The sequence below is a fragment of the Lutispora saccharofermentans genome (assembly GCF_024363565.1).
Taxonomy (GTDB): Bacteria; Bacillota; Clostridia; order Lutisporales; family Lutisporaceae; genus Lutispora; species Lutispora saccharofermentans.
The window spans coordinates 214,004-231,742 of the sequence record NZ_JAJEKE010000004.1 but is presented as its reverse complement, the minus strand read 5'-3'; the positions used below and the strand labels follow the sequence as shown (position 1 = coordinate 231,742).

Here is a 17,739-nt window from a genome sequence, read left to right as displayed (position 1 = left end):
CTGCAAATAAAGTATTCCAAATTATAAGGGAGGAATATGTATGCACCGTAAAATATCAACAATATTATTAGCTATGATAATGATTTGCGCAATGGCTGTTACTTTAAGAGCGGATATAGAGCCTCCGGTCTCATTCGGTGCGCCGGAGCATTTCGGGGTTGGTTATTATATAAGTGACAGTTTGTATTTTACCTTCAGCGTACCGGAGGATATGCGCGACTATATAGAAAGGCGTGCGGCAGATGATCCGGATAACAAACAAAGCTTTTCACCCCACTTCCAGATAGATTACAAAATAGATAATGGAAGCTGGCATCATATACCCGGTTGGGATTCGCCGAAAACCATGCCCAATAGCAGAAATAGTAACTATTTTACCTTTGCCAACGGGAAGAGATACGTGGACAGCGACAGATGGAGCATGACCGGAATATTTGAAGAGGAAGAAAGCTTTAAGCAATTTGAAGAGCAGGGTTGGGATTATCTGAAAAGCCACTTCATAACCTTCCGGGTGCGTTTTGCAGAATCCTTTGATTATGGAGAAACCTATACTCTATCTCCCTGGTCCAAAGAATTTATCCTATCTGCAAATATAAAAGCAGATTACAATAAGCTCATAAATCATGCGCCGACTTTGCTGTATGCAGATCTGAAGGCTACGGCAAGCGGAGAACCGTATTTTGATATCAAGCTTGAAAAGCATCCCGGAGACGTACAGGACTTGCATTCCATGTCCGGAAGCTCTGTAAGAGCCGAAATATGGATGAGAAGAGCAGGAGATAAGGATTTTAAATTTATACGCTATGAATGGGTCAATTCAGAGCTTTTGCATGTGGAGGCAAGCGATTATTTTTCTGTTGATAACTCAAAGCAAAGCTATGAGGATGAGGGGTATGAAATAAAGGTATGCTATGCATTGGATCTGAGGAGATACAAGCCGGCAGGCATTGACAGCACTACTTCTGTGGATATATACGGCCCCTTCTCCAATGTGATATCCCACAATATGCCTGCATGGAGCGAGGCTTCGACCTGGGCAGCGGCAGAACTGAAAAAAGCGGATGAATACGGACTGATACCCGATTCTCTGAAAGGGGCCGACATGACAAAGCCTATAACCAGAGAGGAATTTGCAGAACTGGCAGTAAAGCTGTATGAAAAGACAACTAATATGACAGCAGTGGCTGCTTCACCAAATCCTTTTACAGATACGGCTAATGCCGAGATATTAAAAGCATTTAAGCTTGGTATAACTACCGGTACATCTGCAACCACCTTTGCACCTAAAGCGCTGACCAACCGGGAGCAGGTTGCCACAATGCTGAGCCGCGCCATAAGGGTTATGGCACCCGGTGAAGATTTCTCCGCTGCGGGAGCTCCCAGCTTTACGGATGAGAAGGACATATCCCCCTGGGCATCGGAGCATGTGAAATTTATGAGCAAGAACGGGATCATAAAAGGCGCGGACGGCAAGTTTATGCCCAAGGCTATCACCACGGCACAAACAGCAGCAGGCTATGCCACCACCACAAGAGAGCAGGCTATTGCCATGAGCGTGCGCTCCTATGAGCAGTTCAAGGATATAAGCACCGCCGCTCCATCAGGAAGCAGCACCAATTCGGTTGCAGGGACATGGGTCCTCGGTACCCTGTCCGGGGGAACATTCAATGCGGTTTCAGGGAAATATGAAGGCGGAGCCTCAGGCCTGGGACAAATATATACTTTCAAGGGGGACGGAACCTATACAGCATTGGTGATCTGGTCAAACGCAATGTATTTAACAGGAAGCTACAGCGTAAAGGACGGAGTTCTCACACTTACCGACAGGGTTGCCGAGGAAAGCGATGATGACGGCAAGAGCTGGAGCGCCGAGGAAAAGTTGCCTGACAGCTGGGCATATTTCAATAGCATAATAGAGGGATCGGAGAAGTATCTTCTGATTGGACAGGAAGGTGCAGCACCCCCCCTCGTTGATAAGGCAAACGCCTTAAAATATAAGCTTAAAGAATAAATATTTTTCGGCTCCGGGTATTGTAAGAAGCTGTTTTGATAAGATCTGGCATTTTAAAATAAAAAGCTCTTTTTGCAATGATAAGGATAAAGTTATATCTAAATTTATAAGGTATGAAAGGAGAATAAGTTATGCGATTTTGCTTTATAAGAAACCGAATATTATCCGCCTTGCTGGCGGTATGCCTCATGTTGCCTCTATCGCCCGTGACGGCGAGTGCAGAAGGAATGCCCTTGGGAAATGCAGCCCCACTGGCTGCGGGTACCGTTAGCGTTACAACTGAGGCTGAGCTAAGGGACACTGTCGCTAATGCAGTTTATAAAGACTATACAATTAACATTGATGATAACATCAATCTAATCAGTCCGCTGACTATTGGCCAAAACATTGCCCTTACTTCGGATAATGGCTCAACATTGACTGCAGGAGCAAACAACATTGCCATTATCAATGATGCGGAGGTAACATTCAACGGGGATCTTCGGATCACGGGCAGCGGCAATTCTGTAGTCCAGGTAGAGGAAGGAGAATTTACCTTGGAGGGCACAGCATCCTTGGCAGGAACGGGAGCAAGTGCCAAAACTGTTTATGTACCGGCTGGCAAGGGCGGACAGATAAATATTAAGGGCGGTACTATAACAGGAGCGCGGGGGATAGGCATAGACGGAAAGTCTGCCAGCGTTACTGTCAGCGGCGGGCAAATCAACGGGACGGAAAATGCGATCCGCCTTGGGGGAACCGATTGTCAAGCGAGTATCAGCGGCGGGACGATGAGCGGGACATATGCTGTTCATATTGGTTCCAAGGATTGGATCAATATTTCCGGCGGTGATATTACTGGGAGCGCTCACGCTTTGTATGCCCTGAGCAAAGACACATATCTGACCGGCGGCAATTTCTTCGGCAAGGTTTCAGCAGGCGCTAATGGCGCTGCCATTAACATTACTGCTGGAAATGTAACTTTTAGCGGTTCCACTCCGGGAGTGTACTATTATGATACTATTGGCTATTATAGGGCATTTCTCACGGCACTCCCCGGCGTTCCGCTCGCCGCAATCCAGGGACAGCAGTCCACTGTATCGCTGACGGGAGCCTATAACGGGGTGACCTTTGCGGTTGATGCGGCTACCAGCGCTGAGTTAGAGGCAATCTCAAGCGGTTTAGGCGGCACAGCCGCGGTAAGCATGATGCCCACGGCTGCGGGAAACTACAGTCTGGTGCTGAACTCAGAAGTCGGTGGTCAGAAATTTAAGCTGACTTTGCCGGTCACAGTCGAATCGGCGGCTCCGCCGAGCGGTGTCTGCGCCATCGGCACAACCGTTTATCCCACTTTGGATGCAGCCCTGGCTGCGGTAGAGGATGCAACCCCTACCACCATCCGGCTGCTGCAGGATATTACCGTGACCCGTGATGCTGTTGGGACAGCAATTCCGGTATTGGGCATTGCCAATAAGCAGATCAGCTTTGATTTAAATAACCATACCTTGACTATCATGAACTCTTCTAATGCCTGGGTTCAGCAAGCCCTCAAAGTTCAAAACAGTACCATCACCTTTTCAGGACCTGGTATCTGCAATGTGGAGAACTACCGAGAATACGGGCTGTATGTTGACAATAGCACTATCACTCTTGACGGTGCAGCAGAACTGCATGTAAATGGTAATGTTAACGGAGTACAGGCATGGTCGAATTCCAATGTAACTGTAACCAGTACACAGCAGAGTGCTGACTACGGCAGTGCCGCCGATGCCCGCACCAAGTCACGAATCACAGTCAAAACTGATGCCGCTGCCAAGAATTATGCGGTTTATGCCACTGATGAAGACAGCATCGTACAGGTTGATGGCAACGCAACCTCCAACAACAGCACCGGGGTATATGTGTGTGATTTGGGAGCAGCATGGGTTAAAGGAAATGTATCGGGAACCACGGGCTGTGAAATCAGTGGCGGAGGCAATATCACCATAGAGGGTTCGCTGAATGGCATCGATAAGTATATCCGCATTTCAGGACATGATTATACCTCCGGCGATATAACAACGCCTACTGGTAAACAAGGTTATCTCACTTACGGCTCAGGTAACGGCACCAGCACCGTCTGGGTGAAGGATAACACAGTACCGGCAGGTACAACAGGCAATCCGGCTTGGGAGAAAAAAGCCTCACTGCCGTCCAGCAGTCCCATAGAGGATATGAAGTATCTTAACAGCACATTCTGGGCTGTAGGCTACAACAGCACGCTGCTGAAATCCGCTGATGGCGAAACCTGGACTAAGGTGGATGTGGGAAGCGAGTTTGACCGATTAAAGGGCGTTGCCTATGGGAATGGAACCTATGTCTTAGTGGGCACGTCAGGCGACTACTCCAGCCGAATCTATACCTCCGGTGACGGAGATGCCTGGACAGAAAAAGCAGCGGCCCCACAGCAGCTTAATGATGTCGCCTTTGGAAGCGGAAAATTTGTGGCCGTAGGCGGAGACAGCAATGTTTTAATCTCCACTGACAATGGCGAAACATGGCAAAGCAGGAAGCTGAACCAAGAAAGAGGCAAGATAACGAATCTCTTGTCCATCACTTATACAGGAACCAAGTTCGTGGCCGTGGGAGGGCGATCAGACACCGGCCAGCAGTACAAAGGCAGCATTTTAACCTCTGCTGACGGTGAAACCTGGACCTGGGCCCATGGAGACGTCAATAACACCATATGGGATATCACTTATGGCAATGGGACCTTAGTGGCCGTGGGCGGTAAGGACAGTGGCCCCTCGCTCATCTGCACCTCCTCGAACGCGGAAATATGGACAGTACTCAATACTTCAATTAAAACTTATTCATCTCTTTTCTCTGTAGAATTTGATGGAACCCGATTTATTGCAGCGGGTCGCACTAATTCCGGTAACAACGCCTTTATCACAATTTCAACAGACGGTGCTACTTGGACCGAAAATACAGATGGCGGGAAAGATGGCTTTAATGCGGCCGCCTCCAATGGCACTAAGCTTGTAGCCATGGATGGCTATGGGAGCATCTATAGCTCTGCTGTCACGGGCATTGGCTGGGAATACCGCAACAATGGCAGCACCTGGACGCTGAATGACGTGGCTTATAACAATAGCCTCTTTGTAGCGGTGGGAGTTAAGGGAGTCATCCAGACTTCAACTAATGGAACTAACTGGACCCTCCAGATTTCAAAGACTACGAAAGATCTGAATAGGGTGGAATATCTGGGCGGCCAGTTCATCGCAGTAGGGAAGAATGGAACTATTCTCACCTCAGTAAACGGTAAAGACTGGACGGTTAGAACCTCGGGAACGACGAATGAGCTAAAGGGAATCGCCTACAGCGGGGGCCAGTATGTTGTAATCGGGGGAGACAGCTCCCTTGGTTCGGTGGTGCTTGTGTCGGCTGATGGCGCAAGCTGGATATCCGCAGCCAGCGGCAGCCTGGTACGCTTTGACGCCGTGGCATACGGGGATGGTACGTTTATAGCGCTGACCAAAAACGGTGCGGCATATAGATCAACAGATGGCACGAATTGGACCCAAGCCACAGATCTACACAGATTCGCAAAATACCCCACTGACATGATCTACGCAGCCGGGAAATTCGTTGCGGTGGGCGGCTCGGGAGAGGTCTATTTATCCTCCGATAAGGGTGATAGTTGGACGATAGCCGAGATCGCTTTTGACCGATACAATAGGGGCATCGCTTACTCTAATGGCAACTTCATAGCCGTTGGAGAGTTGGGAAACATTATAGCTTCGGCGGATGGCGGCATCACTTGGTATAGCCAGCCCTCCGGCTTAGAATTAAACTCCCAGTCTTCAGATAATGATATGTACACCAACCTAAACGGCGTCACGGCAGGCCCCAATTGCTTCCTAGCAGTGGGTGAGCGTGGCTTGGTGCTTCAGTCCGATATGAGCGCAGTCTCGTCAGATACCGATGCCCATGATGTGGCTGTAGCCAAGGCTGCTCTCTGGGCTAACAGCATAAAACATAATGCAGACAATAGTCTGGGAAGCATCACAATGAATATGCATCTGATGACAGAATTATCTGCATCGAGTGAAGTAAATATAAGCTGGCAGAGCAGCAAGCCTCAGTATATCGCCAGTAACGGCACAGTCACCCGCCCTGCCTTGGCAGACGGCGATCAGGTGGTCTATCTGACTGCAACATTTACAAAGAATGCGGCTGTCGACAGGAAAACCTTTATAGTGTGTGTGCTTGCCTACGAAAATCAAGATATTGAGGATGTGCAAAACGCTCTGAATGCACTTACCTTTGATAAAATAAAAAATGCTAATACAGCCTTTGATAATATCATATCCGACTTGGATTTGAGCTATGCCCCGGGCAATGGAGTAAGCATAAGCTGGGCAAGCGACAGCAACTTGATTTCAACCGATGGCAGAGTGCTCCGTCCCGGGCAATCAATGGGTGATGTGACCGTTATGCTGACTGCAACCCTCACCAAGGGCAGCGTAACCCGCACAAAGAACTTTAATCTGACGGTCAAGGCAATACCAGCCTCTCATGTGCCTGTGACAGCTATCACAAACGGACCGTCAAGTGCAACGGCGGGAGCGCCGCTTACCCTGATGGCTACAGTCGTTCCGGCGAACGCTACGATACAGGTCATCACCTGGAGCGTAAGGGATGCCGGCGGCACAGGGGCAGCTATCGACGGCGATACGCTTCGCACAACAGCAGCCGGAACGGCAGTAATACGCGCTACTGTTGCAGGAGGCGGCTCCCATGGCGCAGATTACGCCGCTGATTTCCCCGTGACGGTGAGCGCACCAACCTACTCAATAACCATCAACAATGGTGCATCAAATATGTCAACGGCGGCAGCGGGTACGGTTGTTACGATTACAGCAAATACTCCGGAATCCGGCAAGCGTTTCGAGGGATGGATATACTCTCCCGGTATTTTCTTTGTAAACGGTACGGGAGTAAAAGATACTACGGCACAATTTACCATGCCTGCCCAAGCGGTTACACTGACGGCAACCTATGAACCTCTGCCGCCCGCTATTTACTCCATCACTGTGCAAAATGACGGCAACGGTATAGCAAGGGCCATGGTCAATTCAGGTAATGTCAGCTCGGCAGCCCCAGGCACAGAGATCACACTTGCAGCCACAGCAAACAGCGGTTATAAATTCAAGACATGGGAAGTTATCGGCGGCAGCGTGAGCATCACGGAAAACAAGTTCACCATGCCCGCAGAAAATGTAACTATAAAGGCAGTTTTCGAGCCGATTCCCCCAGCATCTTACAAAGTGGTTGTAAACGGCAGCTATGCGGCAGCCAGCGGTGCAGGAAGCTATGTACAAGGTGCGTCTGTTACCATCCATGCTGGCAGCCGAAGTGGTTACAGCTTTACAGGCTGGATTTCTCCTGATGGTGTTGCCTTTGCTAATGCAAGCAGTGCCACAACCACCTTTGCCATGCCTGCCAAAAACGTGACCGTCACGGCCAATTGGAGCTATAACGGCGGCGGAGGAAACTCCAGCGGCGGTTCCGGCTCCGGCAGCGGCTACACCCCTCCAGCCGGCTGGAACATCACCACCGACAAAAAGCCCAATCAGCCGACGATAGCATCAATGGACATAAATGCCGCAATCGGCACGAACGGGAACGCTGCCATCGCCATAACCGACGCAATGACCAAGGCATTGATTGAGAGAGCACAGGCCAAGGCAAAGGCAGGCGGTGAAACTGCGGACGGTATCGGCGTTGCGCTCAATATCCTGTTCGGCAAGAGTTTGGGAAGCATCACCATTACGGTTGAAGCCGCTGCCATTGACAGGCTGGAGCGGGAGGGTGCGAAGCTGTTTGGCATGAACAACCCCCTTGTGAGCTTTACACTGGATGCGGAGGCGATCAAGGAAGTCAACAAGCGGTCAGCCGGCAATGTGAGCTTTAACGCTTCACCCATAACAAAGCTCTCTGATGCGGCGAAGGGCCTCATCGGAAGCCGGCCGGTGTTTGACGTCACCGTCAGCTATCAGAAGGACGGCAAAAGAGCATATGTCTCCGACCTCAAAAAGGGTATGATTACGCTGGGTATAGCCTATACCCTCACAAGCATGGAGAAGAGCGGCAATCTCTACGGCGTGCATGTGGATAAAAACGGCAAGCAAACCCTGCTCACGAACTCCGGCTATGATAATAAACGCCTTATCTTTTCTTGTAATAAGATGGCAGCCTACGGCGTAGGCTACAAAACTCCGCCTCCTGTATTTACCGATACTGCAAAACACTGGGCAAAGGATGACATTGACTTTGCTGCCGGTCGCGGGCTTATCTCAGGCACGAGTGCGACCACTTTTTCTCCCAATATGGACATTACCCGCCAGGACTTCCTTATGGCATTGGGTAAATTGTCCGGCGCAGACATAAGCGGTTACAAGGAAAGCAGCTTCTCCGATGTTTCAGGCGCAAATCCCGCTATGCCCTATATCCAATGGGCGGTGAAAAATGGGATAGTGCAGGGCATTGGCGGCGGGAAATTCGGCCCGGACAGCGTGATCAACCGTGAGCAGATGGCGGTTATGATGGTAAATTATGCTGAATACGCAGGCTATAAGCTGCCTGTGTCACTTCAGGCCGTCACCTTTGCGGATGATGCGAAAATCAGTTCATGGGCAAAAGAAGCGGTAAAAGCCATACAGCAAAGCGGCGTTATCATAGGTAAAAATAACAATCGCTTTGATCCTGCCGGAAATGCTACCCGTGGGGAGGCTTCGACCATCCTGCGCCGGTTTGTGGAGCTTGTCATCGGTGAGGGCATGGTGCGAAGCTGAAGCCGGGATGGACGGCAACAAAGTAAAAGAAATCTATTGGGGTATATAAGCAGAATGGTATGTATATCTGAGCACGGTTATACATACCATTTACTTATTCCCATATGTGAAATAGCATTCATGTACTGTAGGGATAGAGCTTGGCGTACCGACAAATATCATCGAATATTGACTTATATTCTTAGTTTTCATAGAATAGAAGCAATGGCTGTCAAGTTGCATAGAACGGCGACAGATATTTGAATGTAATGAAAGGAAATCCCCTATGTTTGAGATAAAAGGAAAATACAATAGCGCTATTGTATATACGGAAAATATAGAACCCGGTGCCGTGGGTCAGATTGAAACCCTATGCAGTCAGGAGTTTGCAAAAGGCAGCGTTATCCGCATCATGCCCGATGTCCACAGCGGCGCTGGCTGCACAATAGGGACCACAATGACCATTGAGGACAAAGTCGTGCCAAATCTTGTGGGCGTTGACATCGGCTGCGGCATGGAGGTCATAAAGCTTGAAGACCGTCACATAGAACTCCAGAAGCTGGATAAGCTGATCTATGAGAAGATTCCCAGCGGATTTAATATACGGGATAAGGAGCACAGCTTCAATGATGAAATAGATCTGAGCCAATTGAAATGCAAAGGCGAGGTAAATCTGATAAGGGCGAGGCGCAGCATAGGCACACTTGGTGGAGGCAATCACTTTATTGAAGCCGACAGGGACAGCGAGGGCAGCTTATATATCGTCATCCATTCCGGAAGCCGCCATTTGGGGCACGAGGTTGCGAGCCTTTATCAGGAAGAAGCCTTTAAATCCCTTAATAAGAATACCAAGGCTGACCTTGAAGGCTTGATTGCCGAATTAAAAGCTTCCGGACGTGAAAAAGAAATACAGAAGGAGCTGAAAAGGAAAAAGGCAGAGATTCTCACCGATATACCCAAGGCCTTGGCTTATGCTTCAGGAGAGCTTTTTAAGGATTATATCCATGATATGAAAATTGTACAGAGGTTTGCAGATCTTAACCGCAAGGCTATGATACAGGAAATTGTAAAGGGTATGAAGCTTAAGGCTGCTTCACAGTTTACCACTGTTCATAATTACATTGATACAGAAAATATGATATTAAGGAAAGGTGCTGTTTCAGCTCAAAAGGGCGAGATTCTTTTAATCCCCATAAATATGCGTGACGGCAGTCTGATCTGCATAGGTAAAGGGAATGCCGATTGGAATTTCTCGGCTCCTCACGGTGCCGGGCGGATTATGAGCAGAACACAGGCCAGGAGCTCATTTACACTTAGCCAATTTAAAGAAACCATGGAAGGAATTTATACAACCTCTGTAAATAAAGAAACTTTGGATGAATGCCCTCTTGCGTATAAGCCTATGGATGATATAGTAAGAAATATAGGCGATACTGTGAAAATTATAGATAACATAATACCCATATATAATTTTAAAGCAGCGGAATAGGATATTGTTGATTGGTCATAAATACAGCCCTGTAAGTAAATATTCATTAAATATTAATTTGTAGGGCTGTATTTTTTTGAATAAAAGGAACATCGGAAGAAAAGTTCTTGAAATTCAAGATTATACCTGTCCTATTAGACTTACGGCAGTTGTCATAAACCAAATGGGAGGAACTGTTTTTCAAAATATACATTTTTCATTTCCTTTTTATTGGATACTTGAAGGCAAATTAGATAGTATTTAAAGCAGATCACACAATCCACTCTTTTTTTAGCTGCCATAATCCGGCCTGCACACTTCCTACACCGTCGGTATTTCCTGACTTTATCTTTTCATGATGGCGAAATAGCCTTTTCCAGCTATCCTGCACCTGACGCTTCATGTCGGGGTAAAAATTTGTGAGGATTACATCGCTTTCATTCCGAATTCCATAGTCGGCAAGCATTTGACTGAACCGTGCCTCATCAGCCTTGGTCTCGCCGATATATTGAAGGCAAAGTATCTTGTTCCAGTCATACATATCGAAAAATATCGCTTCATCTGCTGGAATACACAGCTGCAAAATCCTGCTGTTTGTTGATTGTTCAATACTATATAAATCTCTAAAAGCCCAGTAAGGGTATTCAGCTCCTTCCGGCTTTGGAAGATACTCTTCTGCTTCCATGGCAAACCAACTGTATGCCGCTACAAAAATCGGAGCGCTTTCTTCATATTTTTTTACCACATATTGCTGCTTGGAAAAGCAAATACCATCCCGTTCAAGAATGCTCACTACAACCTCTGATTGCGAGGAATAAAGCATTACCGTATTATCTTTGTCACCCATTCCTTTTTTACCTCCCATATGTTACCATAATTTTTATTGCTGCCAATAACGATAGATTCATCGAACAATCGGCTCCAACTGTCAATGATTTTCCTTTTTATCTGAGGATAAAACTGGGACATATAGGCTTTGGCATCGCTTATCCCATATTGCTCCAGAAGTTGCCGGTGGTGTTTGGCATCTTGCTCATCTGCCGGAATATAGGAATAATTGAGGATTGTCCCCCACTTGTCGATATTCACTCTCGTGATCAAGGAGGGATCCAATGTAAGCTCCAGTATTATGGTTCCCGTACTGGGAAGCATGGTTGCCTCCCTTGTGAAAGATACCCATATGGGGAATTCTGCATCATCCGGCTTTTGGGCGGTGCCGGGAGTATTTTTTACCAGCCAATTATAAGCCTCTAACACCAAATATGCGTGCTCATCCAAATCCTTGAAAATATATTCTTTTTTAGCTATATACCTGCCGGTTTCGTCAAGTTCTTTGGCGACATTTTCATTTTGCTTCGTCCAGACTGTAATGCTGTTCATCGGTTTTAACCTCCTCTCCTTTAGTATAGAGGCCTGCAAGGCAATATGTCTATATCATTAACTTATAATCTTAACATCAATTTCCTTTGCCCTGCAATGAGCAATAAGCAATTCTTGATACTGAGATGCAATTAAATCCAATTCATGGTTGCCCGAAAAGGAATAAACTACGCTTGAAATCCGATGTATACCCGGAGAAATCATTGCTCTGCGGCTATCACTGGTCGGATTCCCAAAAGCTCCTTTTTCGTCATATAAGGTGGGGAGATGCTCAATATTCAAAATGTCCTTGCCGATTCCCAGATAGCTCTCACCGTCGGGAGCACGCTTCCATTCTACTGTGCCGGATAAACAATCCGTATCGTAAGATCCTACCGAATATCCCGTTGTGATAGAAATCAAATTATTTATTTCCACCACATTGTTGATATGATATAAACCGTTCCCTTTTACGATACGCCGGAGCATTGCTTCCGCCGCATTGCGGTATGCTGTGGGAGATTTGCCAAGGTTGCGATAGGCAGTACGGGTATCTTTGATATGTATAAGCTCGGCCAAATCCGTCATTGTATAGCGGCTGTGGATATTGTCTATTGTTTTATCCAATAAAGCAAGCAGTTCAGCAGAGCTTTCTTTAACCTCGGCCTCGTAGCTCAGCACCATCAAAGCTGCTCCCGGACGTAACTCAGACAATTCTTTTGAGATTTTGACGTCCATTTTATTTCTCCTTTTGTTATAGTGAATCAGGCTCCTGCAGGTTTTGCGCCTGCTTTTTTTCCATTATCCTTTTATAGTTTTAGTATATAATGAAAATTGTATTAAGTAAAATGACACTTTTTGAACTTTAAATTGAAAATATCTCATATATCGGAAGATGGATTGGGATTTTTGAACGAGACTTCATTCAGAGGGGGATGGGAGCCCCCATTGAATGTTAGTCGAGTCCATACAAGGTGAATTGCCCCGCAAGGGCAAGAGAAGGTGCCCTGGGGCACTGGACTTAGCCGCTCTTGGCACCCGCCGCCTATAGAGGCGGGGGTCGCCTGTGCCCTGTGGGTATAGAGCGGGTTAGTTCAGTGATAAAAGCATTTAAAAGTGTCAAAGATAATCTTGACATATGTCAATGTTTGTGTTAACTTTTATACAACTTAAAATGCAAAGGTTATGAAGAGAGAGAGTAGATATTGGCCGGAGTCGCAGAGAGAAGATGGAAGGTGCGAATCTTCACAAAGGTTATATTGAAGCAGTCTCGGAACTATGAACCGAAAAGAGTGATCTTAGTAGGCTTCGTCGGAGCTTCCGCCGTTAAAAGGAACACGGTATCGGGTTATGATAGTATAAATGGCCTCGTACCGGCAGAGTGCAGAGATGATCTCTGAATTTAGGTGGTAACACGGACCGTATAGTTCGCCCTAAGCTGAATGAAATATCAGCTTGGGGCTTTTTTATTGAAAAAAGAAAGGGGAATGGCTATGAAAGCAAATGAATTGAGAAGAATGTATGTGGAATTTTTTGAAGAAAGGGGCCATAAAGAGATAGGCTCAGCTTCTTTATTTCCTGATAATGACCCAAGCGTATTGTTCACGACGGCAGGGATGCATCCTTTAGTTCCTTATCTATTGGGAGAAAAACACCCTCAGGGGAATAGGCTGGTTGATATTCAGAAATGCGTCAGGACAGGCGATATAGATGATGTTGGAGACGATACTCATGTGACATTTTTTGAAATGCTCGGGAACTGGTCTCTTGGGGACTATTTCAAGGAAGAATCTATCGTGATGAGTTATGAATTCCTTACTGAATATTTAAGAATACCTGTTGAGAAGCTTGCAGTGACAGTATTTGAGGGGGACGAAGCAGTTCCGAGAGATACGGAAGCAGCAGAGCTATGGATGAAAAATGGGCTGAAGGAAGAGCAGATTTTTTTCTATGGAAGAGAAGAGAACTGGTGGGGACCTGCCGGGAGAACAGGGCCATGCGGACCTGATACAGAAATCTTTTATGATATGGGGAAAGCGAAATGCGGGGATAATTGCGGTCCGGCATGCAAATGCGGAAAATATGTGGAGATATGGAACAATGTTTTCATGGAATACAACAAAAATGAGGCTGGAGGATATTCAGAGCTTTCACAGAAAAATGTTGACACAGGAATGGGTCTGGAACGCGTGCTTACGATCATGAATGGATTTCAAAATGTATATGAGACGGAATTGTTTCGGCCTATCATGAAAAAAATTGAATGCCTGACCGATTTGGATTGCGATGAAGGCAATACAAGAATGTTCAGGATAATCAGCGAGCATATGAGAGCTGCGGCTTTTATTTTAGGAGATCCGAAAGCGATCGCACCGTCAAATTCTGAGCAGGGGTATATCCTGAGAAGATTGATAAGGCGCGCCATTCGTATGATAAAAAAACTGGGCATAAACGAAAATATCCTATGCAATATCGCGGAAGCAGTCATTGAAGAATATGGAGGAATTTACGCTGAATTGGTAAGAAATAAAGCCTATATTTTAGAACAGCTTGAAAAGGAATACAATTTGTTCTCAAAGACTTTGGACAGCGGTCTGAAAATGGCAGAGAGGTATTTTTCCAATCTGGATGAGGGAAGCAATCTAAGCGGCGAGTTAGCATTTAAGTTATATGATACATTCGGGTTCCCGGTTGAATTTACTGTTGAGCTTGCTTCAGAAAGAAAAATAAATGTAGACATATCGGAGTTTGAACAAAAATATAGAGAGCATCAGGAAAAATCCCGGATAGGTGCAGGTGAAAAATTTAAAGGAGGCCTGGCAGATAATAGTGAACAGACGACAAAACTGCATACAGCTACACACCTGCTGAACGGAGCTCTCAGAGCTGTATTAGGGGGCAGCGTTTACCAAAGAGGCAGTAATATCAATGCAGAAAGGCTGAGGTTTGATTTTTCTTTTCATCGTAAGATGACGAAGGAAGAATTGGAAGAAGTCGAAAGAATAGTCAATGAGGCAATATTAAAAGAAATTGATGTTGAATGCAAAGAGCGGACTGTAGAAGAAGCCAAGGCGGAGGGTGCCATCGGTATTTTTGACAGCAAGTATGGAGAAGCTGTAAAGGTATATACCATTCCCGGCTATTCAAAGGAGATATGCGGAGGCCCCCATGCTATGAATACGGGAGAGCTCAAGAGGTTTAAGATTCAGAAGGAAGAAAGCTCATCCTCAGGAGTAAGGAGGATCAAAGCAACCATCGGATAAGTTATGATATAAGGGAAGAAATATAAAATTTTTGAACCAAATCAGAAGTTATTACAATATACAGGTGAGGAGTTAATCAATATATGACCCATTAAAGTTTGAAGGCGCCGTCAAACTGAGCTAAAGGAGGAAACAGCAGATTGGATGTAGAGGAATTGAGTCATTTAATTGAGAACTACGGCAAGGATGTCTATGGATTTTGCTGCAAACTGACAAGAGATAAGCACCAAGCAGATGATCTCTATCAGGAGGCTTTTTTAAAAGCCACGGAACTGTGCCATAGAATAGATGATACCCAGAATCCAAAGATATTCCTTATATCTATAGCAGCAAATACATGGAAGAATCAGCGGCGAAAATTCGGCTGGCGGCAGAGGATCGCAAAGATGGTGGCATTTCATGATGATCTTGATAATGCACCTGATATGATCGATGGAGCCACACCGGAGCATGTTGCGCTGAACAATGAACTTCATGCAATGCTCGATATGGCTTCGGCATCATTGAATGACAAATTTAAAATACCGCTGTATATGTATTACACTGCCGGGCTGCCGGTTGAGGATATCGCTTCTGCGCTCAAGATACCTGCAGGTACTGTAAAGAGCAGGCTTTACAAGGCCAGAAAAATGATTAAAGAATATATGGAGGTCAATGGCTATGAAGGATTTTGAAAAGTTAGACCAATTGCTCAGACAGGCTATTTCTTCAAACGATGAACCGGATGACAGTTTGAACCAGCTGATTATCCGTCAGGTGAGAGAGAAAAATCGGATGAAACGGGGAAATAGGAAGAAAATGCCCGCTGCGATAATATTTGCGATACTTGTCATAGTAACGTCTGTTTCGGCATTTGCCGCATGGCAGCTGCTCACACCGAAACAGGTTGCGGAGAATTTAGGAGATAAAAGTCTTGCCATCGCATTTGAAGGGAAAGATGCTTTAGCTATAAATCAGACTCAAGTCAGCGGTGATTATAAAGTGAGCTTGCTTGGGATTGTATCCGGCAAAGAGCTCAGCGATTTTAAACATTCAGCGGAAGACATCTATCCGGATAGAACCTATGCGGTAGTTGCTATTGCTAAAGCAAATGGTGCGCCGATGCCGGGAATGGACGATCCGGAATATGACGAAGTATCCTTTCTCGTTTCACCTTTCATAAAAGGCCAAAATCCTAAAGACATTAATATCTTTACAATGAATGGCGGATACAGCGCCTTTATAAGAGACGGGATAATGTATCGAATCGTGGAATGCGACGGTATAGAAATTTTTGCAGACAGGGGTTTGTATCTTGGTGTTATTTCCAATACCTTTTATGATATCAATGCCTTTAATTTTGACTCGGAAACAGGAGAGATCAGCCCTAATGCTGATTATAAAGGAGTCAATCTCTTGTTTGATTTGCCCATTGATCCATCAAAAGGAGACTACGAAAAGGCCGAAAAATATATTCAGACATTATCCGATGAGCAGTCATCGGATCAGAAGGATATAGATGAGGAACCGGTAGATTTGGAAACTTTATTGATAGGAGCTGCGATTATTCCGGAATCCGTGCAAGAAATTGCTCCGGACAAGGAAGGCATCATCGCTTATAGCTTCGATGGGCATGAAACCAGAACTCCTTTGGAGATCTTATTTGATGAAGGTCAGGTTGGCTTCTCCAACAATATCTATATGGGCGGCGATGAACATACAAAAAACATTATTGTTTTTTCAAGAGATGCTGATGGGGTCATCAAAGGCATGACATATAGGAAGAATAATGAGGATGCAAAGAGGTGATCACTGCGGCAACAAGAAAGCATACAAGGACGCTTAAAAAAGCGTCCTTAACTTGTTGATACAGCACCGATAAGCAGAATGGTATGTATATCTGAACAGGCCGGGGGACGGAAACCACTGAAAGACACAGAAATGTTTAACTAATCCCATATCACACTACAGTAAAATAGCATCCATGTATAGACTAAGTATGCTTATATAAAAATTGCCAATGACCCTTATGAGCTGAGCCTTAGAAAAGCCGTAAGCGAGGCACGGACGCCGAGCAAGCTTTCCAGGTCACGGATGACCTTTGGGAAGCGTAGGATTTTCTTAGGCTCAGTGAATTAGTGTCATCAATTTTTATATACTATACGTGACTATACATGGATGCTATTGACTATGGGGCTTTTATGCATGAAATCAACCTGGAAGCCCTTTTTTTATTGCCAAAACAGGAAAAACACTTTATGCTAAATATAACGAGGCTAATGTTATATTGAACGAGACTTCATTCAGAGGGGGATTCAACCCCCACTGAATGTTAGTCGAGTCCATACTGGACTTAGCCGCTCTTGGCACCCGCCGCCTATAGAGGCGGGGGTCTTAGAGCGGGTTAGTTCAGTGATCAATGAATGAATTTACAAAGAGGGGGAATCAAAGCATGGAAGAAAATAAGATTGATTCGGTAGATGAATATATCATGAATAGCCCTCCTGAGCTTCATGAAAGGCTTGAAAAGCTAAGAAAAGTTATAAAAGAAGCGGCACCGGATGCGGGGGAAAAGATTAGCTGGGGAATGCCTACTTTTGTACTGCATGGAAACTTGGTGCATTTTGCCGTGCATAAAAATCATATAGGATTTTATCCTGCTCCCAGCGGAATCGAGGCATTTAAGGATGAATTAGCGGAATATAAAAGCTCTAAAGGAGCGGTGCAGTTCCCCATAGCAAAGCCCCTGCCCTTTGAATTGATAAGCAATATAGTTAAATTCAGAGCTGCCGAGAACAAAAAATCAGCAGAGGAGAAATTGGAAAAGAAGAAATAGGTTTATATGCCGAATCGGCATCAGAG

Annotated in this window: 10 protein-coding genes and 1 other annotated feature; of the genes, 7 read left to right on the top strand and 3 right to left on the bottom strand. The window is 45.8% G+C overall.

Translation table 11 applies throughout. The features are described 5' to 3' along the window. Positions 1 to 40: 40 nt before the first annotated feature. The 3 genes from LJD61_RS07265 to LJD61_RS07255 all read left to right on the top strand — a co-directional run bounded on the left by LJD61_RS07265 (position 41) and on the right by LJD61_RS07255 (position 10,297). Positions 41 to 2,011, top strand: a complete 1,971-nt coding sequence (locus LJD61_RS07265) for an S-layer homology domain-containing protein (protein ID WP_255226865.1) — start codon at positions 41 to 43, stop codon at positions 2,009 to 2,011. 131 nt (positions 2,012 to 2,142) lie between these two features. Next, complete coding sequence (locus tag LJD61_RS07260; protein WP_255226864.1) at positions 2,143 to 8,829, top strand: immunoglobulin-like domain-containing protein; 6,687 nt, start codon at positions 2,143 to 2,145, stop codon at positions 8,827 to 8,829. Between the two features lie 265 nt (positions 8,830 to 9,094). Further along, complete coding sequence (locus LJD61_RS07255; RefSeq protein WP_255226863.1) at positions 9,095 to 10,297, top strand: RtcB family protein; 1,203 nt, start codon at positions 9,095 to 9,097, stop codon at positions 10,295 to 10,297. A 250-nt stretch (positions 10,298 to 10,547) separates the two neighbouring features. Here LJD61_RS07255 and LJD61_RS07250 read toward each other — a convergent pair whose 3' ends face one another. From LJD61_RS07250 to LJD61_RS07240, 3 genes are read right to left on the bottom strand one after another with little or no spacing between them, the layout of a single operon-like run. After that, positions 10,548 to 11,123 carry a DUF3841 domain-containing protein gene (locus tag LJD61_RS07250; RefSeq protein WP_255226862.1) on the bottom strand — a complete coding sequence of 192 codons (576 nt, stop codon included), beginning with the start codon at positions 11,121 to 11,123 and terminating at the stop codon, positions 10,548 to 10,550. Further along, positions 11,099 to 11,656, bottom strand: a complete 558-nt coding sequence (locus tag LJD61_RS07245; RefSeq protein ID WP_255226861.1) for a DUF3841 domain-containing protein — start codon at positions 11,654 to 11,656, stop codon at positions 11,099 to 11,101. The genes LJD61_RS07250 and LJD61_RS07245 overlap by 25 nt, the downstream gene beginning before the upstream one ends. A gap of 57 nt (positions 11,657 to 11,713) precedes the next feature. Continuing rightward, a complete protein-coding gene (locus LJD61_RS07240; RefSeq protein ID WP_255226860.1) occupies positions 11,714 to 12,373 on the bottom strand; it encodes a B3/B4 domain-containing protein in 660 nt (219 codons plus the stop codon). Positions 12,374 to 12,811: 438 nt separating this feature from the next. After that, positions 12,812 to 13,074, top strand: a binding site (T-box leader). 54 nt (positions 13,075 to 13,128) lie between these two features. On the opposite strand from LJD61_RS07240, the gene LJD61_RS07235 reads away from it, so the two are divergent. The 4 genes from LJD61_RS07235 (at position 13,129) to LJD61_RS07220 (ending at position 17,713) form a co-directional block, all read left to right on the top strand. After that, positions 13,129 to 14,898 (top strand): alanine--tRNA ligase, encoded by a 1,770-nt coding sequence (locus LJD61_RS07235; protein ID WP_408615005.1) that lies wholly within the window; start codon positions 13,129 to 13,131, stop codon positions 14,896 to 14,898. A 140-nt stretch (positions 14,899 to 15,038) separates the two neighbouring features. Further along, positions 15,039 to 15,572: an RNA polymerase sigma factor gene (locus LJD61_RS07230; protein ID WP_255226858.1), complete on the top strand. Its 534-nt coding sequence runs from the start codon at positions 15,039 to 15,041 to the stop codon at positions 15,570 to 15,572. Next, complete coding sequence (locus LJD61_RS07225; RefSeq protein WP_255226857.1) at positions 15,559 to 16,686, top strand: hypothetical protein; 1,128 nt, start codon at positions 15,559 to 15,561, stop codon at positions 16,684 to 16,686. Before LJD61_RS07230 ends, LJD61_RS07225 begins: the two co-directional genes overlap by 14 nt. A 643-nt stretch (positions 16,687 to 17,329) precedes the next feature. Further along, positions 17,330 to 17,713 (top strand): iron chaperone, encoded by a 384-nt coding sequence (locus tag LJD61_RS07220; protein ID WP_255226856.1) that lies wholly within the window; start codon positions 17,330 to 17,332, stop codon positions 17,711 to 17,713. Positions 17,714 to 17,739: the final 26 nt, after the last annotated feature.